At 72.7% G+C, this 21,353-nt stretch carries 20 protein-coding genes and 1 tRNA gene; 7 read left to right on the top strand and 14 right to left on the bottom strand.

Annotated features, from left to right (window positions below; translation table 11 throughout):
* Window positions 1-10: 10 nt before the first annotated feature.
* Window positions 11-4,819 (top strand): amino acid adenylation domain-containing protein, encoded by a 4,809-nt coding sequence (locus ACH414_RS14530; RefSeq protein ID WP_398941995.1) that lies wholly within the window; start codon window positions 11-13, stop codon window positions 4,817-4,819.
* Here ACH414_RS14530 and ACH414_RS14525 read toward each other — a convergent pair.
* From ACH414_RS14525 to ACH414_RS14515, 3 genes are all read right to left on the bottom strand, one after another.
* Window positions 4,786-5,199 (bottom strand): hypothetical protein, encoded by a 414-nt coding sequence (locus ACH414_RS14525; RefSeq protein WP_386565587.1) that lies wholly within the window; start codon window positions 5,197-5,199, stop codon window positions 4,786-4,788. The genes ACH414_RS14530 and ACH414_RS14525 overlap by 34 nt on opposite strands.
* The gene (locus tag ACH414_RS14520; RefSeq protein WP_398941993.1) at window positions 5,192-5,554 is read right to left on the bottom strand and encodes a hypothetical protein; all 363 of its coding nucleotides are present in this window, start codon (window positions 5,552-5,554) and stop codon (window positions 5,192-5,194) included. Before ACH414_RS14520 ends, ACH414_RS14525 begins: the two co-directional genes overlap by 8 nt.
* A gap of 174 nt (window positions 5,555-5,728) precedes the next feature.
* A tRNA-Thr gene (locus ACH414_RS14515) sits at window positions 5,729-5,802 on the bottom strand.
* 182 nt (window positions 5,803-5,984) lie between these two features.
* On the opposite strand from ACH414_RS14515, the gene ACH414_RS14510 reads away from it, so the two are divergent.
* The 3 genes from ACH414_RS14510 (at window position 5,985) to ACH414_RS14500 (ending at window position 8,491) form a co-directional block, all read left to right on the top strand.
* The gene (locus ACH414_RS14510) at window positions 5,985-7,082 is read left to right on the top strand and encodes an ABC transporter ATP-binding protein (RefSeq protein ID WP_382533151.1); all 1,098 of its coding nucleotides are present in this window, start codon (window positions 5,985-5,987) and stop codon (window positions 7,080-7,082) included.
* 243 nt (window positions 7,083-7,325) lie between these two features.
* On the top strand, window positions 7,326-7,739 hold the full coding sequence (locus tag ACH414_RS14505) for a hypothetical protein (RefSeq protein WP_382533153.1): 414 nt from the start codon (window positions 7,326-7,328) through the stop codon (window positions 7,737-7,739).
* A 38-nt stretch (window positions 7,740-7,777) separates the two neighbouring features.
* The gene (locus ACH414_RS14500; RefSeq protein WP_382533155.1) at window positions 7,778-8,491 is read left to right on the top strand and encodes an NDP-sugar synthase; all 714 of its coding nucleotides are present in this window, start codon (window positions 7,778-7,780) and stop codon (window positions 8,489-8,491) included.
* Between the two features lie 77 nt (window positions 8,492-8,568).
* On the opposite strand, the gene ACH414_RS14495 is transcribed toward ACH414_RS14500, so the two are convergent.
* The 6 genes from ACH414_RS14495 to ACH414_RS14470 form a co-directional block, all read right to left on the bottom strand.
* Window positions 8,569-10,119, bottom strand: coding sequence for a DoxX family membrane protein (locus tag ACH414_RS14495; protein ID WP_398941992.1), 1,551 nt, complete (start codon window positions 10,117-10,119; stop codon window positions 8,569-8,571).
* 95 nt (window positions 10,120-10,214) lie between these two features.
* The gene (rlmB, locus tag ACH414_RS14490; RefSeq protein WP_382533159.1) at window positions 10,215-11,174 is read right to left on the bottom strand and encodes a 23S rRNA (guanosine(2251)-2'-O)-methyltransferase RlmB; all 960 of its coding nucleotides are present in this window, start codon (window positions 11,172-11,174) and stop codon (window positions 10,215-10,217) included.
* A 116-nt stretch (window positions 11,175-11,290) separates the two neighbouring features.
* A complete protein-coding gene (gene cysS, locus ACH414_RS14485; RefSeq protein WP_382533161.1) occupies window positions 11,291-12,688 on the bottom strand; it encodes a cysteine--tRNA ligase in 1,398 nt (465 codons plus the stop codon).
* An 82-nt stretch (window positions 12,689-12,770) separates the two neighbouring features.
* Window positions 12,771-13,292: a 2-C-methyl-D-erythritol 2,4-cyclodiphosphate synthase gene (gene ispF, locus ACH414_RS14480; protein WP_382533163.1), complete on the bottom strand. Its 522-nt coding sequence runs from the start codon at window positions 13,290-13,292 to the stop codon at window positions 12,771-12,773.
* A complete protein-coding gene (ispD, locus tag ACH414_RS14475) occupies window positions 13,282-14,031 on the bottom strand; it encodes a 2-C-methyl-D-erythritol 4-phosphate cytidylyltransferase (RefSeq protein WP_386565592.1) in 750 nt (249 codons plus the stop codon). The genes ispF and ispD overlap by 11 nt, the downstream gene beginning before the upstream one ends.
* 305 nt (window positions 14,032-14,336) lie before the next feature.
* Window positions 14,337-14,819 (bottom strand): CarD family transcriptional regulator, encoded by a 483-nt coding sequence (locus tag ACH414_RS14470; RefSeq protein ID WP_003953493.1) that lies wholly within the window; start codon window positions 14,817-14,819, stop codon window positions 14,337-14,339.
* Window positions 14,820-15,429: 610 nt separating this feature from the next.
* Here ACH414_RS14470 and ACH414_RS14465 point away from each other — a divergent pair.
* Window positions 15,430-16,044 carry a DUF461 domain-containing protein gene (locus tag ACH414_RS14465; RefSeq protein ID WP_386565594.1) on the top strand — a complete coding sequence of 205 codons (615 nt, stop codon included), beginning with the start codon at window positions 15,430-15,432 and terminating at the stop codon, window positions 16,042-16,044.
* A gap of 267 nt (window positions 16,045-16,311) precedes the next feature.
* Here ACH414_RS14465 and ACH414_RS14460 read toward each other — a convergent pair whose 3' ends face one another.
* Window positions 16,312-16,992: a response regulator transcription factor gene (locus tag ACH414_RS14460; RefSeq protein WP_015035162.1), complete on the bottom strand. Its 681-nt coding sequence runs from the start codon at window positions 16,990-16,992 to the stop codon at window positions 16,312-16,314.
* Window positions 16,989-18,302, bottom strand: a complete 1,314-nt coding sequence (locus tag ACH414_RS14455) for a sensor histidine kinase (protein ID WP_382533169.1) — start codon at window positions 18,300-18,302, stop codon at window positions 16,989-16,991. Before ACH414_RS14455 ends, ACH414_RS14460 begins: the two co-directional genes overlap by 4 nt.
* Before the next feature lie 294 nt (window positions 18,303-18,596).
* Between ACH414_RS14455 and phoU the strand changes: the two genes are divergently transcribed.
* Together phoU and ACH414_RS14445 are read left to right on the top strand one after the other, a co-directional pair.
* Complete coding sequence (gene phoU / locus ACH414_RS14450) at window positions 18,597-19,277, top strand: phosphate signaling complex protein PhoU (protein ID WP_382533171.1); 681 nt, start codon at window positions 18,597-18,599, stop codon at window positions 19,275-19,277.
* Between the two features lie 114 nt (window positions 19,278-19,391).
* The gene (locus ACH414_RS14445) at window positions 19,392-19,544 is read left to right on the top strand and encodes a hypothetical protein (protein WP_382533173.1); all 153 of its coding nucleotides are present in this window, start codon (window positions 19,392-19,394) and stop codon (window positions 19,542-19,544) included.
* A 42-nt stretch (window positions 19,545-19,586) separates the two neighbouring features.
* Here the strand turns inward: ACH414_RS14445 and ACH414_RS14440 are convergent, their stop codons facing one another.
* The 3 genes from ACH414_RS14440 to ACH414_RS14430 all read right to left on the bottom strand — a co-directional run bounded on the left by ACH414_RS14440 (window position 19,587) and on the right by ACH414_RS14430 (window position 21,245).
* Window positions 19,587-20,063, bottom strand: a complete 477-nt coding sequence (locus tag ACH414_RS14440; protein ID WP_386565601.1) for a GNAT family N-acetyltransferase — start codon at window positions 20,061-20,063, stop codon at window positions 19,587-19,589.
* Window positions 20,064-20,116: 53 nt separating this feature from the next.
* Window positions 20,117-20,479: a hypothetical protein gene (locus ACH414_RS14435; RefSeq protein ID WP_382533177.1), complete on the bottom strand. Its 363-nt coding sequence runs from the start codon at window positions 20,477-20,479 to the stop codon at window positions 20,117-20,119.
* A 121-nt stretch (window positions 20,480-20,600) separates the two neighbouring features.
* Window positions 20,601-21,245, bottom strand: coding sequence for a hypothetical protein (locus ACH414_RS14430; protein ID WP_398941989.1), 645 nt, complete (start codon window positions 21,243-21,245; stop codon window positions 20,601-20,603).
* Window positions 21,246-21,353: the final 108 nt, after the last annotated feature.

Genomic DNA, 21,353 nt, shown 5'->3' with positions numbered 1-21,353 from the left:
AGGAGACGGCATGCCCACCCGCCCCGTACCCGACCGGGTCGCCGAGGCCGCCGTCCGGCGCCCGGACGCCCTCGCCGTACGCGACCGCACCCAGGCGCTCAGCTACGCCGCACTGGACGCCCGGGTCTCCCGCACCGCCGCCGGTCTGGCCGCGCGCGGCGTGGGCCCCGGCCAGGTGGTCGGCGTGTGCGTCGAGCGCGGGGCCGACCTGGTCGTGGCCCTGCTCGCGGTCTGGCGGGCGGGCGCCGCGTACCTGCCGCTCGACCCGGGCCACCCGGCGGAGCGCCTCGCCTACGTCCTGGACGACTCCGGGGCGTCGCTGGTGCTGACCGACGAGGCGGGCGCCGCGATCGCGACCCCGCCCACGATCGGGACGGCCCGCCTGGCGGACCTGGAGGACGCACCGGTCGCGCAGCCCCCCTCGGGCGCCTCGCCCGCGGGCCTCGCCTACCTGATGTACACGTCCGGCTCCACGGGCCGCCCCAAGGGCGTGGCCGTCCGGCACGCCGCCGTCTCGGCGACCCTGGCCTCGCTGGCGGCCCGCCCCGGGCTCGACGCGGACGACGTCCTGGTGGCGGTGACGACCGCGGCCTTCGACATCTCGGTCGTCGAACTCTTCCTGCCGCTCGTCGCCGGCGGCACCGTCGTCGTCGCCGGCCGCGCGGACGTGACCGACCCGGGCCGCCTCGCCGCCCTCCTCGCCGACGGCGCCACGCTGATGCAGGCCACCCCGGCGACCTGGCGGCTGCTGCTCGACGACGGCTGGACGCCGCCCGCGGGCCTCCGCGTCTGGTGCGGCGGCGAGGGCATGCCGCCGGACCTCGCCAAGCGCCTGGCCGACACCGGAGCGCCGGTCTGGGACCTGTACGGCCCGACCGAGACGACGATCTGGTCGGCGGTCTCCCGCCTGGACCGGACCGGGGCGCTCACGGACTGGGCGGAACTCGCGGGCGAGCGGATCACGGTCCTCGACGACACGGCCGCGCCCGCCGCGCCCGGCGAGGTGGGCGAGGTGTACATCGAGGGCAGCGGACTCGCCGACGGCTACGTCGGCCGGGCCGGACTCACGGCCACCCGCTTCGTCCCCGCGCCGGGCGGCGCCCGCCGCTACCGCACCGGGGACCTGGGCCGGGTGCTGCCGGACGGCCGGGTAGAGATCCTCGGCCGGGCCGACCACCAGGTGAAGATCAACGGACACCGCGTGGAACTCGGCGAGATCGAGGCCGGGCTCGCCGCCCACCCCCGGGTCCGCGCGGCGGTCGTCCACCCCCGCCCGACGCCGGCGGGCGGCCGCCGCCTGGTGGCGTACCTGACGGGCGAGGCGACCGCGGCCGACGCCCTGACCAGCCACCTGCGCACCACCCTGCCCGACTACATGCTCCCGTCCGACTACGTCTGGCTGGACGCCTTCCCCCTCAACGGCAACGGCAAGGTCGACCGGGGCGCCCTGCCCGACCCGGCGAGGCGGGCCGCGTACGTGGCACCGGCGACCGAGGACGAGGCACTGCTCGTCCGGGTCTGCGAGGAGGCCCTCGGCCTGCGGGGCATCGGCACCGCGGACGACCTGGTCGCCCTCGGCGTCGACTCGCTCACCGCGGCCCGTCTGGTGGCGGCGCTGCGGCAGGCGACCGGAGCGGCGCCGACCCCGGCGGCCGTGCTGCGCGCCCGTACGGTCGGCGCCGTCGCCGCCCTCCCCCGGCACCGCGCGACCACTCCCCCGCGCACCGCCGCGACGGCCCCCCTGACGACCTCCGGCCAGCGCGCCCTGTGGTTCCTGCACCGGCTCGCCGAGGGCCGCGACGCGTACGTGGAGCCGTGGGCGGTCCGGCTGCGCGGCCCGCTGGACGTGCCCGCCCTGCGCGAGCGCCTCCGCGGCCTGCTGGACCGGCACGAGCCGCTGCGGACCCGCTTCCCCGAGGTCGACGGGGCACCGGCCCCGGTCCTGGACCCCGTCCCGGACGAGCCGTTCACCACCACCACGGCCGACTCCCCCGACGCCCTGGCGGAACTCCTCGCGGCCGAGCCGAAGCGCCCCTTCGACCTCGCCCGGGAACTCCCCTTCCGCGCCCGCCTCGTCCGCCTGGCCGAGGACGACCACGCGCTGATCGTCGCGATCCACCACATCGCGTGCGACGGCCTGTCGTACGAACTCCTCGCCAGGGAACTGGCCTCACCCCCGCCCGCCCGGCTCCCCCTCTCCTATCGCGACTTCGCGGCCTGGCAACAGGACTGGCTGGCCTCCCCGGAGGCCGCCGCGCAACTGGACCACTGGCAGCGGGCGCTCGCCGGCCTCGACCGCCCCCGCCTGGCCACGGACCGCCCCCGCCCGGGCGTCCGCGACAACACCGGCGCCGCCGCCCGCTTCACCCTCCCGGCGGACCTGGTGGCCCGCCTGGACGAGCTGGGCACGGCGCGGGGCGTCACGGGCTTCGTCCTCTACCTGGCGGCGTTCCAGGCCCTGCTGGCCCGCCACGCCCCCGGCCGGGACATCGTGGTCGGCACCCCGGCGGCGGCCCGCCCCCACCCCGAACTGGGCAGCCTGATCGGCTACTTCGCCAACCAGGTGCCGATCCGCACCGCCACGACGGGCAACCCGGCCTTCACGACGTTCCTCGACCGCACCCGTACGGCCGTCCTCGACGCGATGGACCACCAGGACGTGCCCTTCGACCGCGTGGTGGACCGCGTGGCCCCGGACCGGGCACCGGGTGAGAACCCCCTCTTCGACGCGTCGTTCACGTACACCGCGGAGACACCGCCCCCGCCGCGCATCGCCGGCGCCGCCGCGGAGGAACTCCCCCTCCCCCGCCGCACGGCGAAGTTCGACCTGACCCTGGACCTGGTGCGCCGCGCCGACGGCACGGTGACGGGCGAACTCGAATACGCCACGGCCCTGTACGACCGGTCCACAGCGGACCGCCTGACCGCCCGCTTCCACACCCTGTTGACGTCGATAGCGGCGACCCCGGACACCGCCCTCACGGACCTGCCGCTGCTGGCCGAGGCCGAACTGGACGAACTGGCGGCGCTGGCGTCCGGCCCCGCGACCACTCCGGGCGCCACCCTGCTGCACGAACTGGTCGAGCAGGTGACCCGTACCCGCCCCGCCGCGGTGGCGGTGGTCGACGCGGACGGCCGGACCCTGACCTTCGGCGAACTGAACGCCGAGGCCAACCGCCTGGCCCGGCACCTGGTCGCCCACGGCGTCCGCCCCGAGGACGTCGTCGGCGTCTCCCTGCCGACCGGCCCGTCGCTCCTGACCGCCCTGCTGGCGGTCCTGAAGGCGGGAGCGGCGTACCTCCCGCTGGACCCGGCGGATCCGGCGGCACGCAGAGCGGCCCTGCTGAAGGCGGCGGGAGCACGCCTCCTGATCGCGGACGAGGACACCCCCGGCCCCCCGGACACCCCGAACACCCCGGTCCGCCGTCTGCCCCCGACCGCCCCGGACCTCCCCGCGACCGACCTCGGCATCCCCCTCCCCCGCACCGCCCTCGCCTACGTGATCTTCACCTCGGGCTCGACGGGCGCTCCGAAGGGCGTGCAGGTCGAGCACGGCAACATCGTCAACTACGTGACGTGGGCGCGGGACGCGTACCGCTCGACGCGGGGCGCGGGAGCGCCGCTGTACTCGCCGTTCGCGTTCGACCTTCCGGTCACCTCGGTCTTCCCGGTGTGGGCGGCGGGCGAACCGGTGGTGTGCGAGGCGAAGGGCCGCAGCGCGGAGAACCTGGTGGCGGCGGCGGCCCGCGGCGGCTTCGGCCTCCTCAAACTGACGCCGTCCCACCTGGCGGTGCTGGACCAGGCGCTGACACCACCCCAGATCACGGCCGCCGCCGACCGGCTGGTCATCGGCGGCGAACAGCTGCACGGCCTGATGCTGGCCCGCTGGCGCGAGCACGCCCCGGACACGGTGATCGTCAACGAGTACGGCCCGACGGAGACGACGGTCGGCTGCACCTGGCTGTCCGTCCGGGCCGGCGACGTTCCCGACGAGGTGGTCCCGGTCGGCACCCCGGTGGCGAACACCACCGCGCGCGTCCTGGACGCCGCCCTGCGCCCGGTGCCGCTCGGCGCGTACGGCGACCTGTGGATCGGCGGCGCGCAGGTGACCCGCGGCTACCGCTCGGCGCCCCGCCAGACGGCGGAGCGCTTCCTCCCCGACCCGTACGCGGCCGAGCCGGGCGCCCGGATGTACCGCACGGGCGACGTGGCGCGGCTGCGCGCGGACGGGTCGCTGGAGTACGCGGGCCGCTCGGACACCCAGCTGAAGGTGCGGGGCTACCGGATCGAACCGCACGAGGTGGAGGCGGCGATCGTCGCGCAGCGGGGCGTGGACGAGGCGGTCGTGGTGGTCCGCGACGACGTCCTGGCGGCGTACGTGACTCCGGCGACGGCGGACCCGGCCGCGGTCCGCGCGGCCCTGGCGGAACACCTCCCGGCCCACCTGATCCCGTCCCGCTGGGCCCCCGTGGCGGCACTGCCCCGCACCCCCAGCGGCAAGACCGACAAGAACGCCCTGCCGCCCCTGCCCGGCCCCGCCCCGGTGGCCTCGCACCACGACTCGGCGGTGGCGTCCGAGGTGGCGGGGGTGGTCGGCACCCTCCTCGGCTTCGAAGACCCGGACCTGGACGAGAACTTCTTCGACCTGGGCGGCGACTCACTCCTCGCGATGAAGACCGCCGCCCGCCTGAAGGCCCGCTTCGGCGTCCCCCTGACGGTCATGGACCTCTTCGCCGGGACCCTCGCCGACCTGGTGGCGACGATCGAGTCCGCCCTGCCCCCCGATCACCAGGAGAACCAGCCGGGGGTGGCCGAGTAGACCTGCGGCGCGTAGTCGCAGGAACGCTCGTCGAGCGGCGCGGACGCGAGCTCCGCCGCCCGCCGCTCCCCGCCGGCGTCCACGCGGTCGGCCGCCACCACGAGCCCCAGTACGGCGAGCATGCAGACGAGGAGGAACAGGGGCCGGGCGGGCCGGCCCCCCAGGCTCCCGGCGGCCGCCCCGGCACAGGCGACCCCGAAGGCACCCGCCACCAGCCCGAGCGCCAGGAACGTGCCGTGGTCCAACGCGGCCGACGCATGGCACAGGACGTACTGCCGCCCCGACCGGAACCCCCACACCCGCTCGAAGAGCGCGACCGCCACCAGCACCGAACCGAACGCGAAGACGTACCAGGGCCGCACGGCCCCCCTGTCACTCACCGCGATCGCGGCTGAACTCGTCCGAGCACCCCGCGTTCGCGGAGGCCATGTCCTGGGTGAAGCAGGCGACGAAGGAGCTCGGCGAGCCGTGGAAGGTGAGGTTCATCCCGTCGCATTCCACGCCGTCGAAGGTGACCTCGGCATACGTACCGGACAGCGAGACGGACCCCTCCTGCCGAGCGGCGATCCCGGAACACGAGACCCCGACCACCGCCTTGTCCAGCCCGGTGCCCGTGAACGTCCCGTCCCCCTTGAACTCGACGGTCCGCCCGGCATGGTCCGACCACACCCCGGTCAGCTGATCGAACGAGTCGACCTGAACCGCGTACTCGGAGCAGCCCCCCACCGCCAACACGACCGCACACCCCCCAGCAACCCCCCAAAACCCCCGCCACCCCCACCGAAGCCCCCCGACAGCCATACGCTCCAGCCCCTCGTGTCTCGCACCCCGGATCGACCTTCCAGGCCGCGGGGCCTCGAAGAAGGGCCGGCACCGGGGAAACCCACCCGGTGCCGGCCCTCTGCCACGAGCCCCCTGTCGGGTTCGAACCGACGACCCCCGCTTTACAAGAGCGGTGCTCTGGCCAGCTGAGCTAAGGAGGCAGCGAGTGCAGTGTAACGAACGGCCGAGCGGGGGTGGTCGGAAATCTCACGTACCCCGGGGTGCTGACAGATGCCGCGGCGCCGGGTAGCGTCACCCCCGGTTCACCCAGGTGGACTAGACCTCAATCCTTCCTTTACTCGGATCGTCCGGCACGTTCCTGCCGGTGAAGGGACACATCACCATGGCTTCCGTCACCTACGACAAGGCGACCCTGGTCTACCCCGGCGCCGAAAAGCCCTCCGTCAACGAGCTGGAGATCGAGATCGCCGACGGCGAGTTCCTCGTTCTCGTCGGCCCCTCCGGCTGTGGCAAGTCGACCTCGCTGCGCATGCTCGCCGGCCTGGAGGACGTCACCACCGGTGCCATCCGCATCGGCGACCGCGACGTCACGCACCTGCCCCCGAAGGACCGGGACATCGCCATGGTGTTCCAGAACTACGCGCTCTACCCGCACATGACCGTCGCCGACAACATGGGCTTCGCGCTCAAGATCGCCGGCGTCAACAAGAGCGAGATCCGCGCCAAGGTCGAAGAGGCCGCGAAGATCCTCGACCTCACCGAGTACCTGGACCGCAAGCCGAAGGCGCTCTCCGGCGGTCAGCGCCAGCGTGTCGCCATGGGCCGCGCCATCGTGCGCGAGCCGCAGGTCTTCCTCATGGACGAGCCGCTGTCCAACCTGGACGCCAAGCTCCGCGTCTCGACCCGTACGCAGATCGCGAGCCTGCAGCGCCGCCTCGGCATCACCACCGTGTACGTGACGCACGACCAGACCGAGGCCCTCACCATGGGCGACCGTGTCGCCGTCCTCAAGGACGGTCTGCTCCAGCAGGTCGACACCCCGCGCAACATGTACGACAAGCCCGCCAACCTCTTCGTCGCCGGCTTCATCGGCTCGCCCGCCATGAACCTGGTCGAGGTCCCGATCACCGACGGCGGCGTGAAGTTCGGCAACAGCATCGTCCCGGTCTCCCGTGACGCCATCGCCGCCGCCTCCGCCAAGGGCGACACCACCGTCACCGTCGGCGTCCGCCCCGAGCACTTCGACGTCCAGAGCGCGACCAGCAAGGACGGCCTCGCCGTGACCGTCAACGTGGTCGAGGAGCTCGGCTCCGACGGCTTCGTCTACGGCTCCACCCGCGTCGGCGGCGAGGACAAGGACCTGGTGGTCCGCGTCGGCGGCCGCGACGTCCCGGCCAAGGGCTCCACGCTCCAGGTCGTGCCCCGCTCCGCCGAGCTGCACGTCTTCTCGACCTCGACCGGCGAGCGTCTCTCCGACTGACGCCCCGCCGGCCGCCGACGGCTCCCGACGGCTCCGACGGCCCCGTCCCCGCTTGCGGGGGCGGGGCCGTTCGCGTACTGGGGGCATGAAACCGCGACTTGGTGAAAACCCCGGCAGAACTGGGCAAGCGGGCCCCCGAACACCCCCCGGCGTCAACACGGGATTCGAAAAGACGCCTCGAACCATCCCTCGCGAGAGTGACTAAATGTCGCCATATCACTACCGGCCGCTACGCTCGCCTGCGTGACGCACACTGCCCGCCGAATCGGCCGCTCTCTCGCCCTCGTCCTGCCCGTTGTCCTGGTGCTCTCCGGAACGCTCGCGGTGTCCGCCGTTCCGTGGGCCGGCCACGGGTCCGACTCCACGCTGCTGACCGCCGCGTCCGCGGACGTCTCCACCCGCGCCAAGTCCCGCGCCCCGCAGGATATTCTGCGCGACCAGCTCCTCGCAGAGCTTCAGGAGAAGGACCCCGGCACGGCCCTCACCCACCTCCAGCGCGAGGTGGAGCAGCGCCCGTCGCTCGCCCGGCACTGCATGTCCATCGCCAAGTCCCTCGGCGCCGCCGCCGTGCGCCACTACGGCCCCGCGCGCGCCCAGTCCTACTCCCGCCCGGTCTGCGACACCTCCTTCGCCTCCGGCGTGATGCACGCGAGCTGAGGGAGCCCGGCACCGCCCGTGCGCATATCGTTCCCGGTATGCATACCTCCCCGACGCAGGCCGTGGTCCTGGCGGGCGGCCAGGGCTCGCGGCTGCGCCCTTACACCGACGACCGCCCCAAGCCGATGGTCGAGATCCCGGGCACCGGGACCCCGATCATCGGCCATCAGCTGTCCTGGCTCGCCGCCGAGGGAGTGACGGACGTCGTCATCTCCTGTGGCCATCTGGCCGAGGTGCTCCAGGAGTGGCTGGAGGGCACCGAGCTGCCGCTCAAGGTGACGACCGTCGTCGAGTCGGAACCCCTGGGCCGCGGTGGCGGCCTGAAGTACGCCGCCGAACACCTGCCGGAGCCCGGCAAGCCCTGGTACGCCACCAACGGCGACATCTGGACCCGCTTCTCGCTGCGCGAGATGGCCGAGTTCCACCAGGAGCGCGACGCCGACGCCACCCTCGCCCTCGCCCGCCCCCGGATCCCGTGGGGCGCCGTCGAGACCGACGCGTTCGGGCACATCACCGACTTCATCGAGGCGCCGCCCTCCCCGTACCTCATCAACGCGGGCGTGTACGTCTTCTCCGCCGCCTTCACCGAGCTGCTGCCGGAACGCGGCGACCACGAGCGCACCACCTTCCCCCGCCTCGCCCGGGAACGGCGCCTGGCGGGCTTCCCGCTGCCCCACGGCGCCTACTGGCGGGCCATCGACACCGCCAAGGACCTCACCGAGGCGGCCAAGGAACTCGCCGCCCAGGCGTAGCCGTACGCGAAGGGCCCCTGGTGTCCCTCGACACCAGGGGCCCTTCCGTACGCCGTACGGCCTTGCGTACGGCTCCCTCAGCCCAGCAGCCCGCCGATCGGGTTCCGCGGCCCGGCCGTCGACGAACCGTCCGTCGAGCCGCTGCCGCTGCCCGTGCTCGGCGTGCCGCTCGTGCCGCCCGAGCCCCCGGAGCCGCCGGAGCCCGAGCCGGAGCTCGTGGTGGACGACGGGGACGTCGTACGCGTCTGGCTCGGCGTGCGGGTGCCGCTGCCCTGGGTCGCCGTCGGGCTCGTCCGCTCGCTGCGGCGGGTCTCCCGGCTCGACTGCGACGGCTCCGCCGTCTTCTCGTCCTGCTCGTCCTCGCCGCTCGCCCCGGTCGTCGCCGAGGGCTCCGGGCTCTTCGACTGCTTGCGGGACGGGCCGGTCGCGCCCGGCTCCTTCGGCAGCGGCTGGCCGGGCAGGTGGTTGATCGGGTCGTCGTCCGGACCCGGCACGGTGACCATCTGCGTCGAGCGCACGGCCCCGCCGAGCATCGAGCCGACGAGCAGCGTGAGCCCGACGACCACGGCGGCGAGGATCGAGCCGCGCCGCAGCACCCGGCGGCGCAGCTGCCACAGCTCGGAGCGCGGCCCGAGGGTCCGCCAGGCCTCCCCGGCGAGCCGGCCGTCGATCGAGTAGACCGGGGCGCCCGCGATGATCAGCGGCGACCAGGCGGCCAGGTAGATGATGTCCGCCGAGTCGTAGACCGGGACGGTCTTCCAGCTGACGGTCAGGATCAGTGCGGCCGACAGCAGCGCGCCGACCACGGCGGCGACCCGCTGCCACAGGCCGAGGACGGTGAGCACACCGACGACGACCTGGAGGAAGGCGACGGTGAGGCCCGCGCCCACCGGGTGCTGGAGGGCGAAGTCGCGCAGCGGCTCGGCGAGCGCCCAGGGGTGCAGCGAGTTGAGCCACTTGACCATCGAGCCGCGCTCGCCGCCGTCGAAGTAGACGGGGTCGCAGAGCTTGCCCATGCCCGCGTAGATGGAGATGAAGCCGAGGAAGACCCGCAGCGGGAGCAGCACCACGCCGAGGTTCATCCGGCGGCCCGGGTAGTAGGCGTGCCGCACCGGGTCCGCGCCGTGCCGGTGCGACGAGCGGGCGTCGGGCCCGGCCTCGTCGTGGGCGTCCGGGTCGAGCGCGTAGACCTCGTCGAACGCGCCCTCGGCGCGCCGCATCGGCGGCAGCAGCGGGGCGGCGGGACCGGCGGGCACCACCGGGGTGGGCATCGTGTCGTCGATGCGGGGGATGGTCTGCGTGGTCGGCTCCAGGGTGGAGACCGACGAGGCGGCGGCGCCCGAGGACTCGCGCACCGCCTGGAGCAGACCGGTCGCGCCGGGCGCGGACTTCCCGCTCCATACGACGGGCCGGCGGCGCGGGGCGCCCGCCCCGGCACCCGCCGCCGCTCCGGCGAGGGCGGCGATACGGGGGTTCGCGGCGAACTTCGGCTGTTGGGCCGGCGCGAGCCGCACACGGAAGCTGGCGTGGTTCACGATCACCTGGGCGGGATCGGAATCCACCTTGACCATGCTCAGCGCGGGCTGATCGTCGAACCCCGGCCGGGGCGTTCTGGTGTCCACACTCATCTAACCGAGTGATGTGCGTTTAGGACACTGCCTTGACGGCTCGCAAATGTCCGAGGCCCGTCAAGATCACGGCCGGGGCTTGTCCCCCGTTCGGGTCAGCGCATCCGGCGGCGCGCCGCCTCGTAGAGCACGACGCCCGCCGCGACACCGGCGTTCAGCGACTCGGCGCCGCCCGGCATCGGGATGCGCACCAGGTAGTCGCAGTTCTCGCCGACGAGGCGCCCGAGGCCCTTGCCCTCGGAGCCGACGACGATGACGACCGGGCCGGCGAGCGCCTCCAGGTCCTGCACCTCGTGCGTGCCCTCGGCGGCGAGACCGACGACGGTGATGCCGGCCTTCTTGTACTCCTGCAGGGCGCGGGTCAGGTTGGTGACCCGGGCGACCGGGGTACGGGCGGCGGTGCCGGCCGAGGTCTTCCAGGCGCCGGCGGTCATGCCGGCGGCACGGCGCTCGGGGATGACCACGCCGTGGCCGCCGAAGGCGGAGACGGAGCGGACGATCGCACCGAGGTTGCGCGGGTCGGTGACGCCGTCCAGGGCGACGATCAGCGGGTCCTCGCCGTTGTCGTACGCGGCGTCGGTGAGGTCCTCGGGGTGCGCGTACTCGTACGGCGGGACCTGCAGGACGAGGCCCTGGTGGTTGAGACCGTTGGTCATCCGGTCCAGCTCGGGGCGCGGGGCCTCCATCAGGTTGACGTTGCCGCGCGCACCGGCGAGCTGGAGGGCCTCGCGGACCCGCTCGTCGTTGTCGATGAACTGCTGCACGTACAGCGTCGTCGCGGGCACGCCGTCGCGCAGCGCCTCGAAGACCGGGTTGCGGCCGACGACCATCTCGGACTGGCCCTTGGGGCCGCCGCGGCGCGGGGCGGGACGGCGCTTGGCGGCCTGCCGGGCCATCGCGTTGGAGACGCGGAAGGCCTTGTGGCCCTTGCGGTCCTCGGCCTTGGGCGTGGGGCCCTTGCCCTCGAGGCCCTTGCGCCGCTGGCCACCGCTGCCGACCGTGGCGCCCTTCTTGTTGGACGTGCGGCGGTTCCTGCGCTGGCTGTTCCCGGCCATGACTACCTGTTTCCTCTGCCTGCGTGCGTACGCAAGCCTGCGTTGCGTACGTAAGTCTGTGTGTCTGCTAACTGAAGTGTGCCGCCCGGAGGCCCGGACGGCACATTTCACAGCGTCTAGCGGTTGCCGAGCGACCAGCGGGGGCCGTCGGGGCTGTCCTCGATCGCGAGCCCGGACTGGGTCAGCTGGTCGCGGATGGCGTCCGCGGTCGCCCAGTCCTTGCGCTCCCGCGCCGACTCGCGCTGCTGGAGCACGAGCCGTACGAGGGTGTCGACGGCGCCGTGCAGCTCCTCGCCGCCCCCGGACTCCTCGGCCCAGTGCGGGTCGAGCGGGTCCAGACCGAGGACGCCGAGCATGGCGCGCACCTCGGCGAGGCGCGCGATGGCCTCGTCCTTGTCGTCCGCGGCCAGCGCGCTGTTGCCCTGGCGGACGGTGGTGTGGATGATCGCCAGCGCGTGCGGCACGCCCAGGTCGTCGTCCATCGCCTCGGCGAAGGCGGGCGGCACCTCGGCGGCGGGGGCGACGGGCGCCCCGGCCTTCTCGGTGGCGCGCTGGACGAAGCCCTCGATGCGGGCGAAGGCCGACTCGGCCTCGCGCAGGGACTCCTCGCTGTACTCGATCATCGAGCGGTAGTGCGGGGTGCCCAGGTAGTAGCGCAGGACGATCGGGCGCCAGTTCTTCACCATCTCGGAGACGAGCACCGAGTTGCCGAGCGACTTCGACATCTTCTCGCCGCTCATGGTGACCCAGGCGTTGTGCACCCAGTACTGCGCGAACGAGTCGCCGAAGGCCTTGGCCTGGGCGATCTCGTTCTCGTGGTGCGGGAAGATCAGGTCGAGGCCGCCGCCGTGGATGTCGAACGCGGAGCCCAGGTACTTGTGGGCCATCGCCGAGCACTCCAGGTGCCAGCCAGGACGGCCGCGGCCCCACGGGGTCTCCCAGTCGGGCTCGCCCGGCTTGGTCGCCTTCCACATGGCGAAGTCGCGCGGGTCCCGCTTGCCGGAGACGCCCTCGTCGGGCTGGCGCAGGTCGTCGATGTCCTGGTTGGACAGCTCCAGGTAGCCCGGGAAGGAGCGCACGTCGAAGTAGACGCTGCCGTCCGCCTCGTAGGCGTGGCCGCGCTCGATGAGGCCGCGCATCATCTCGATCATCTCCGGCACGTGGCCGGTGGCGCGCGGCTCGTAGCTCGGCGGCAGGCAACCGAGGGCCTGGTAGCCGTCGTTGAACGCGCGCTCGTTCTCGTAGCCGATGGACCACCAGGGGCGGCCCTGGTCGGCGCCCTTGTTGATGATCTTGTCGTCGATGTCGGTGACGTTGCGGATGAACGTGACGTCGTAGCCGCGGTACGCGAACCAGCGGCGCATGATGTCGAAGTTCAGCCCCGAGCGGATGTGCCCGATGTGCGGGGCGGCCTGCACGGTCGCGCCACAGAGGTAGATCGAGACACAGCCCGGCGTGAGCGGGGTGAAGTCACGGATCTGCCGGGCGCTGGTGTCGTACAGGCGAATGGTCACGAGACCAGGGTAGTGGGCGGGCGGCAGTGCCCCGCGCCCGATTCCCGGACGCGGAGCGCCTTTTTTCCGCCCGCGCGGCCGATTACGGAGTGCGTACGGGGTAGACGAGGGCGGTCGCGAGGGCGGCCAGGCCCTCGGCGCGGCCGGTGAGGCCGAGCCCGTCGGTGGTGGTGCCGGAGACGGAGACGGGCGCCCCGGCCGCCTCGCTCAGCGCCTTCTGGGCCTCGTCGCGGCGCTTGCCGATCTTGGGGCGGACGCCGACGACCTGGACGGCGATGTTGCCGATCTCGTACCCCTCGGCGCGGACGATCCGGGCCGCCTCGGCGAGCAGGGTGACGCCGGAGGCGCCGGACCACTCGGGCCGGGAGGTGCCGAAGTGGGCGCCGAGGTCGCCGACGCCGGCGGCGGAGAAGAGGGCGTCGCAGGCGGCGTGGGCGGCGACGTCACCGTCGGAGTGCCCGGCGAGCCCGTACCCGTCGCTGTCGGCGCCGTCCCAGAGCAGGCCGGCGCACCACAGCTCGCGGCCCTCCTCGAAGGCGTGGACGTCGGTGCCGATCCCGGTGCGGGGAAGGACGGGGAGCTGGGGGCGGGTCTCAGAACCCATCGTTGGCCCTCCTGCGGGCGAGTACGGCCTCGGCGAGGACGAGGTCGAGCGGGCGGGTCACCTTGAAGGCCTCTTCGTGGCCGGGCACGACGACGACGGGCGCGCCGAGCTTCTCGACCATGCCGGCGTCGTCGGTGGCGCCCTCCCCGGTGAGGGCGACGGTCGCGTGGGCGTTGACGAGCGTGTCGCGGTCGAAGCCCTGCGGGGTCTGCACGGCGCGCAGCCGGGCGCGGACCGGGGTGGCGACGACCTGCTCGGGGTCGCCCGGCTTCTCGGCCGGCTCGACCTCCTTGACGGTGTCGGCGACGGGCATGGCCGGGACGACGGCGACGGCCCCGTCCCGTACCGCCTCGATCACGGCGTCGACGGTGTCGACGGGCACGAGGGGGCGGGCCGCGTCGTGGACGAGGACGATGCCGACGTCGTCGGGGACGGCGTCGAGCCCGAGCCGCACGGACTCCTGGCGGGTGTCGCCGCCGGGGACGACGACGTAGTCGGTGCGCTCCGGCAGGGCGTGGGTGTCGAGGAGGTTCTTGACCTCGGCGGCGCCGTCGGGGGGTGCGACCACGACCACCAGGGACACCGCGCGGGAGGCGGCCATCGCCCGGACGGCGTGGATGAGGATGGGGGTGCCGTTCAGCGCGCGGAGCGCCTTGGGGGCGCCCGGGCCGAGCCGTACGCCCCGGCCGGCCGCGGGGATCACCACGGCGGTGCGTGAAGGACGCGCTTCGTCTGACATCGGTTGCACTCCGGCAGGTTTGTTTCCGCGGGCGACGTGGGTATGGCGTCAACTAGCTTGTTGCGACGCCTCGACCGGGCCCTTTCCGTGACGACGGTCGGGGCGTCGCCTTGCGAAAGCGGCACGGGCGGGTGCCCGGGTACGGGTAGGTGCAGGGGGTCGGGAGAAGAGAGACGAACATGCCGCGGTGCCCGGCGACGGCACTGTGGCACCGATGAAGTCATCGATGGGATTCACAGCGCGTCGGCGGGCACCGCGGCATGGGTGATGAGCATGGCTGTACGCCGGCGCTCAGAGCGCAGGCGTCAGGAGGCGAGCACCTCGTCGAGCAGGGCCTCGGCCTTGTCCTCGTTGGTATTCTCCGCGAGAGCGAGCTCGCTCACCAGGATCTGGCGAGCCTTGGCGAGCATGCGCTTCTCGCCTGCGGAGAGGCCACGCTCCCGCTCGCGGCGCCACAGGTCGCGCACCACTTCGGCGACCTTGATGACGTCGCCGGAGGCGAGCTTCTCCAGATTTGCCTTGTAACGGCGCGACCAGTTCGTGGGCTCCTCGGCGTACGGCGCACGCAGCACCTCGAAGACCCGGTCAAGCCCATCCTGACCGACCACATCGCGAACACCGACGAACTCCGCATTGTCCGCCGGCACACGAACCGTCAGGTCGCCCTGCGCGACCTTGAGCACCAAGTAGGTCTTGTCCACGCCTTTGATCTGGCGAGTTTCGATGGCCTCGATCAGCGCGGCCCCGTGATGGGGATAGACCACGGTGTCGCCAACCTTGAACGTCATGTGACAGGTACCCCTTCCGTGGCTATCCAGGGTAACACGGATACGGCTTCTTCTGAATGGCGTTTTCGCAGGTCAGGGCATATCTCGGGGCTTGACAACAGCGCGGCGGACGTGCTGCGGCGGGCTTCCGGAAGGCGGTATTCGCAGGTCGGAGCGGCTGCGCGGACGCAGAGAAACGCGCACGTTACACCTGTCGGGGAGGCCTCGACGGAGGGTCGATGCCCCGTTTTGACCGGTTCGGTGTGGCCCTCTTCACGTACTCCGTTCGAGGATCGGCCACCCGTACGGATGCATCCCAGCGTACTCAAGCGATCGATTCCCGGAATTGATCACCGGGCGCCGCGGCGAATTTTCCGGAGAGCGGGCGGACGGAATGCGGGGCGGCGGCCGAATTGATCACGACGGTTATGTGAACGGCAGGTCAATGGGGCGTGATCCGGCCATGTCGGCGTGTTCATGACGGTACGGAGAGGGGCGGCGCGGGGACCCCGCCGACGCCTAGGGGCGGGTCGGGTGCGGGACGGAGAGTGAGGCTCGGTAACCTAAGCCCCGCTGACACACCTTTAGCCCGTCCTTAGCCTGTCCGTTCGTCCTAGGAGTTGCCGCCGCCGTGAGCCGCAGCCTTCGACGCGGCGCCCTCGCCGCCACCGCCATCGTGATCTCGATCGCCTCGCTGTCCGCCTGTGGCGCGGGCAACGACGCACAGACGCTCGGCATCCGGCCGGACAACGCCGCCGTCACGGTGGACGACGTCAAGATCCAGAACGCGCTCGTGATCACCCAGCCCGACCCCGGCGCCGTGGGCCCCGCCGTCGTCTCCGCGACGGTCTTCAACAACGGCCTCACCCGCCAGACCCTCGACTCGATCACCCTGCCGGGCACCGTCGGCACCGTGAAGCTGAAGGCGGCCGAGGGCAACGGCCCGATCGTCGTCCCGGCCGGCGGCTCCGTCGTCATCGGCGGCAAGGGCAACGCGTCCGCCACCATCGAGGGCGGCCTGCGCGAGGCCAAGAACGGCGACGCCCAGAAGGTCGTCTTCAAGCTGAGCAAGACCGGCGACGTGGGCCTGAGCGCCTTCGTCGTCCCGGCGCACAGCTACTTCAAGGAGTTCGGCCCCACCGAGCTCCCGCAGGCCCCGGCGACCCCGCCGACGGCCTCCGCGACCACCACCCCCACGGGCACGGCCACGCCGTCGGGCGAGGCCACGCACGCGGCCGGCCACTGAGCCACCGGAGCGCACGAAAGGGGCGCCCCCTCCGCCAAGGAGGGGGCGCCCCTTTCGTTTACCGTGCAGACGCGACACCGGGGGTCCGGGCCCCACGGCTCGAACTTGTAGCCCAGACCGCGCACCGTCACCAGATACCTCGGCGCACCCGGGTCCGGCTCGACCCCCCGCCCGCACCGCGCCCCTCGCACCGCTCGGCCCCTGGGGGCCTCACAGGCTTCGAGACGCCGCGCCGGACTCCGTCCGCCGAGAGGGGCCGACCAAGGCCTACGGCTCGAACTTGTAGCCCAGACCGCGCACCGTCACCAGATACCTCGGCGCACCGGGATCCGGCTCGATCTTCGCCCGGAGGCGCTTCACGTGGACGTCGAGGGTCTTGGTGTCGCCCACGTAGTCCGCGCCCCACACGCGGTCGATGAGCTGCATGCGGGTGAGGACGCGGCCCGCGTTGCGCAGGAGCATCTCCAGGAGGTCGAACTCCTTCAGGGGCAGGTCGACCTTGCCGCCCGCGACGGTGACCACGTGGCGGTCGACGTCCATGCGGACCGGGCCCGCCTCCAGGGCCGCGGGGGTGACCTCCTCCGGCTCGCCGCGGCGGCGCAGGACCGCGCGGATGCGGGCGACCAGCTCCCGCGAGGAGAAGGGCTTCGTCACGTAGTCGTCGGCTCCTATCTCCAGGCCGACGACCTTGTCGATCTCACTGTCCTTGGCGGTCACCATGATGACCGGGACGTTCGAGCGGCCGCGCAGCTGGCGGCACACCTCGGTACCGGGCAGACCCGGCAGCATCAGGTCGAGGAGGACGAGATCCGCTCCGTTGCGCTCGAACTCGTCGAGGCCGTCGGGCCCGGTCGCCGCGACGGCGACCTCGAAGCCCTCCTTGCGGAGCATGTACGACAGGGCGTCGCTGAAGGATTCCTCATCCTCGACGACAAGCACTCGGGTCACGGAAGGACCTCCGGGGCGGGGAGCGGTTCGGTCATGAGATCGGGGGTGGGGGAGGCGGCGGGGCCGCCGGGAGCGGCGTCGAACGCCGAGTCGAAGTCCGGGTCGAAGTCGGAGTCCAGGTCCGCCTCGGCTCCGGCGTCGGAGCCGCGGCTCCGCCGTGCGGAGCCCGCCTCGGGCAGCCGCAGGGTGAAGGTGGAGCCCTGGCCTTCGGTGCTCCAGACCGTGACCTCCCCGCCGTGCGAGGCGGCCACGTGCTTGACGATGGCCAGGCCGAGCCCCGTGCCGCCGGTGGCACGGGAGCGGGCCGGGTCGACGCGGTAGAAGCGCTCGAAGATCCGCTCGCGGTCCTTCTCCGAGATGCCGATGCCCTGGTCGGTCACGGCTATCTCGATCAGGTCCCCGCCGGGGGCCGCGACGCGGCGGGCGGCGATGCCCACCCTCGTACGGGCCGGCGAGTAGTTGACGGCGTTCTCGACGAGGTTGCCGAGGGCGGCGGCGAGCTGGCCGCGGCTGCCCCAGACGTGCAGGTCGGCGGTGCCTCCGGAGGCCATGGTGATCTGCTTGGTGGACGCGGTGTGCCGGGAGCGGTCGATCGCCTCCGCGACCAGCTCGTCCACCCGTACCGGCTCGGAGTCCTCCAGCGGGTCGTCGTTCTGCACCCGGGAGAGGTCGATGAGCTCCTGTACGAGGTTGGTGAGGCGGGTGGCCTCGATCTGCATCCGGCCCGCGAAGCGGGTGACCGCCTCGGGGTCGTCCGAGGCGTCCATGACGGCCTCGGAGAGCAGCGAGAGCGCACCCACGGGCGTCTTGAGCTCATGGCTCACGTTGGCCACGAAGTCCCGCCGCACCGCTTCGATGCGGCGGGCCTCGGTGAGGTCCTCGACAAGGAGCAGCACGAGCCGCGAGCCCAGGGGCGCGACGCGCGCCGAGACCGCGAGGGCCTCGCCGCGGCCGGTGCCGCGCCGGGGCAGATCCAGCTCGACCTGGCGTATCTCCCCGTCCCTGCGGGTGTCGCGGGCCATGTTGAGCATGGGCTCGACGGCCAGCTTCCCGCCGCGGACCAGACCGAGGGCGTACGCCGCCGAGCTGGCCTTGACCACCGAGTCGCTCTCGTCGAGGACGACCGCGGAGGAGCGCAGCACGGACAGCACGGTGTCGACGCCGGGCGGCAGCACGGCGTCGGTGTGCAGGGAGCTACGGGTGGGTCTCGCGTGGTCGCGCTCGCTCCAGCGGAACGCCAGCATGGCGATCACGCCGGTGCACACTCCGGCGATCGCGGCCAATGCGGCAACCGCCGCGTTCACGTCCATGGCATCCAGGTTATGCGGGTCCGCCGACACTCTCCCAGCCGTCCGAGTGGCTGCTCGAACAGTCGTCGCCCAGAGTTCACCGTGGGGACGGTGCTGGTTCATTTGCGCTGGTGGACACCGCGGTGTACGTCGCCCAGAGTTCACCTGGGGGAAAGTGCCGGTTCATGTGAGGGGGTGGATCCGGACGCGTACGGCACCGAACGTGGAAGCGTGGGAGTCCGAGCCCACCCCGATCCCGGAACCCACCCGGATCCCGGACCCCGGAGCATGACGTAGAGGTAGAGAGGGACACCCATGCGGGACGCGTACCACGAGGAACTTGACTCGATCGGCGAGGGCCTGGTCGAGATGGCCCGCCTGGTCGGGTCGGCGATCGGGCGCGCCACGACGGCGATGCTGGACGCGGACCTGAAGCTGGCGGAGAGCGTGATCGCCGCGGACCAGAAGGTCGACGACCTCCAGCACGACCTGGAGGCCCGGGCCATAGCACTGCTCGCCCGGCAGCAGCCGGTGGCGACGGACCTGCGGATCGTGGTCACCTCGCTGCGGATGAGCGCCGACCTGGAGCGCTCGGGCGACCTGGCCCAGCACGTGGCGAAGCTGGCGCGGCTGCGCTTCCCGGACCGCGCGGTGCCGAACGACCTGCACGCGACGATCCTGCAGATGGGGCAGCTGGCGCAGCGCCTGATGGCGAAGGCGGCGGAGGTCATCATCACCAAGGACGTCGACCTGGCGCTCCAGCTGGAGCAGGACGACGACGAGATGGACCTGCTGCACCGGACGCTCTTCCAGCACCTGATGGACGACCGCTGGCGCCACGGCATCGAGACGGCCGTGGACGTGACGCTGCTGGGCCGCTACTACGAGCGGTTCGCGGACCACGCGGTGTCGGTGGCGAAGCGCGTGGTCTACCTGGTGACCGGTGAGCACGCGGACGAGCTCCAGCCGGCGGAGTCGCCGGTCGAGGGCGCGTAAGCCGTTCGGATCAGGGGTTCGCACAACAGTGCGCCGCTGATGCGCCCTGTGGAGGGTGCATCGCCTGGGCATCCAATGGGAAGAGGCGAGGTACGCCTTCCAGGGAGGGACCCCATGGCCGAATCCGCTCCGATCACCGACCCCCAGCAGGAGACCCCGCGCGACGCGGCCTTCCTGCCCGTCCTCGGCGCCTGCGGCTGCGGCTCGGGCTGCGGCTGCGGCTGCCAGTCCGGCGGACCGTGCCAGTGCGGGGGCTGCTCAGGCTGACCGGGTGGGGCGGGCCCCGCGGAAGCGGGGCCCGCCTCCCGGCTACGCGGGGCCGATCGCCAGCATCCCGACGACCTGCTCCCCCGCGGTCTCCCCGGTCTCCCGGAACCCGAGCCGCCGGTAGAACTCGCCGGGCCCGTCCTCCCCCGGCTCCCAGCACACGTACATCTCGCCGGCCCCGCGCCGCACGAGCTCCTCCCGCACGGCCTCGACGGCGAACCGTCCGTACCCCTTGCCCTGGCACGCGGCCCCGATGTTGAGCCGCCACAACCCGCTGCGCCGGTCGTCCGGGTCCTTCTCCGGGTCCCACTGGATGTCGACGAACGCCATCACAAAGCCCACGAGCTCCTCGCCGTCGAACACCAGCCGCGGCCAGGCGGTCTCCCCGTACGCGTACGCCTCGGCGAGGGAACGGACGACGGGGGCGACGTTCTTCGCCTGGTGCGGGTGAACGCGCAGCTCGAGGGCGGCGTCGATGGTGGCGGGGGTGATCGGCTCGAGGCGCGGTGACGTGCTCATGGCCTGGACGGTAACGAATCGCGCAGGCGTGCGAGAGGGGCGGGGGGCCGGCCTCAGACCGACTGGCGGCCGGTGAAGAAGACCGAGCGGAGCTTCAGGCGGTCCGAGGCGGGCCTGCCGTGGGGGCGGAGGGTCCAGGAGTCGCCGGTGCAGTCGGGCTCGGTGAAGACCATCACCCACTCGTCCGTGTCGTTGTGCGGGGCGAAGGCCGGCTCGGAGGCCCCCGGGTCGGCGACCTCCGGAAGCGGGACGCAGCCCGGGCTCTGGGGATCGTGGAGGGTGACGGCGATCGGCCGGCCGTCCTGGCCCACGAACGTGTAGGAGAAGTCGCCGGTGGCGGCGTGGGCCGGGGTGGCCAGGACGGCCGTCAGCGCGAGGGCGCCGCAAGCGGCGGCGAGGGAGTGCCGGATACGCACAGGGGTGCTCGTTTCGTGAGTTCGCAAGGGTCACCAGCAGCTCTACTCACCCGCCGCGCCCCGCACGCGCAGCCACGAAGCCGGAAGGTTTCACCCTCACCCGCCCGGGCGCACCCCCCGGTTACGGCACGAAGACCTGGTCCAGGCGGTGGATCGCGCCGTCGTCGCCCCGCTCGTACCGGAACACGAGCCCCGAGTCGGGGTGCGCCTTCACCCAGTCGATCAGCTCCTGGACGCCGATCCGCTGGTTCTCCGTGCTCGCGACGATGGGGTCGGTCGCGGTCACGTACGCGGCCTGGTCCATCGCCCAGCGGCTCTCCTCACCGCTCACCACGAAGGGGCCGCCGTCGGAGTCGGCCGCCCCACAGCCCCAGGCGCCGTTGCGCAGCACGAGGTTGACCTTGCCGGTGCCGGCCGGGAGCTCCTCGATGCGGTAGAGGGCGAACTCGTCGGGGTCCCAGGCCTCCGGCGCGGGCGGGGCGGTGACGCAGCCGGCCTCGGCGGCCGGCTTCTCAGCGGCGCTCGCCGGAGGCTCGGACGACTTCACCGCGGGCTTCGCGGGCTTCACCGCGGGCTTCACCACCGGCTCCTCCGCGGGCTCGCCGGTCGGCGTCCCCGTCACAGGAGCCCGGCTCGTCGGCGCCTCCGTCACCGGCGAGGCCGGCGCCCCACCCGCCGAGCCGCCCTTCTGGCACCCCGTCAGCACAGCCGCCACCGCCACGGCCGCGAGCACGACGCCAACGGGTCCGAAACGCGTGAGGTCCATTCCGCCACTCCCCTTCCCCCACCGGCGACCCACCCGGCCGCCCACCGGAACGGAACGTAGCAACGCCCCCACCCATACGCGATATCCAGCCACCAGATCTCACCGTTT

The sequence above is a fragment of the Streptomyces sp. NPDC020422 genome, assembly GCF_044386705.1.
In the GTDB taxonomy this organism is placed as follows: domain Bacteria; phylum Actinomycetota; class Actinomycetes; order Streptomycetales; family Streptomycetaceae; genus Streptomyces.
Note: the sequence above shows the minus strand (reverse complement) of the source record. Positions and strands in the feature narration are given on the sequence as shown.

Bases quoted from the DNA above. Each gene is read 5' to 3' on its own strand.
- rlmB (WP_382533159.1), bottom strand. From the start codon at position 11,174: ATGGCCGGGAACAGCCAGCGCAGGAACCGCCGCACGTCCAACAAGAAG.
- ACH414_RS14455 (WP_382533169.1), bottom strand. From the start codon at position 18,302: ATGGACGTGAACGCGGCGGTTGCCGCATTGGCCGCGATCGCCGGAGTG.
- ispD (WP_386565592.1), bottom strand. From the start codon at position 14,031: ATGTCAGACGAAGCGCGTCCTTCACGCACCGCCGTGGTGATCCCCGCG.
- ACH414_RS14430 (WP_398941989.1), bottom strand. From the start codon at position 21,245: ATGGACCTCACGCGTTTCGGACCCGTTGGCGTCGTGCTCGCGGCCGTG.
- ACH414_RS14440 (WP_386565601.1), bottom strand. From the start codon at position 20,063: ATGAGCACGTCACCGCGCCTCGAGCCGATCACCCCCGCCACCATCGAC.
- ACH414_RS14510 (WP_382533151.1), top strand. From the start codon at position 5,985: ATGGCTTCCGTCACCTACGACAAGGCGACCCTGGTCTACCCCGGCGCC.
- ACH414_RS14500 (WP_382533155.1), top strand. From the start codon at position 7,778: ATGCATACCTCCCCGACGCAGGCCGTGGTCCTGGCGGGCGGCCAGGGC.
- ACH414_RS14445 (WP_382533173.1), top strand. From the start codon at position 19,392: ATGGCCGAATCCGCTCCGATCACCGACCCCCAGCAGGAGACCCCGCGC.
- phoU (WP_382533171.1), top strand. From the start codon at position 18,597: ATGCGGGACGCGTACCACGAGGAACTTGACTCGATCGGCGAGGGCCTG.
- ispF (WP_382533163.1), bottom strand. From the start codon at position 13,292: ATGGGTTCTGAGACCCGCCCCCAGCTCCCCGTCCTTCCCCGCACCGGG.
- ACH414_RS14495 (WP_398941992.1), bottom strand. From the start codon at position 10,119: ATGAGTGTGGACACCAGAACGCCCCGGCCGGGGTTCGACGATCAGCCC.
- ACH414_RS14470 (WP_003953493.1), bottom strand. From the start codon at position 14,819: ATGACGTTCAAGGTTGGCGACACCGTGGTCTATCCCCATCACGGGGCC.
- ACH414_RS14530 (WP_398941995.1), top strand. From the start codon at position 11: ATGCCCACCCGCCCCGTACCCGACCGGGTCGCCGAGGCCGCCGTCCGG.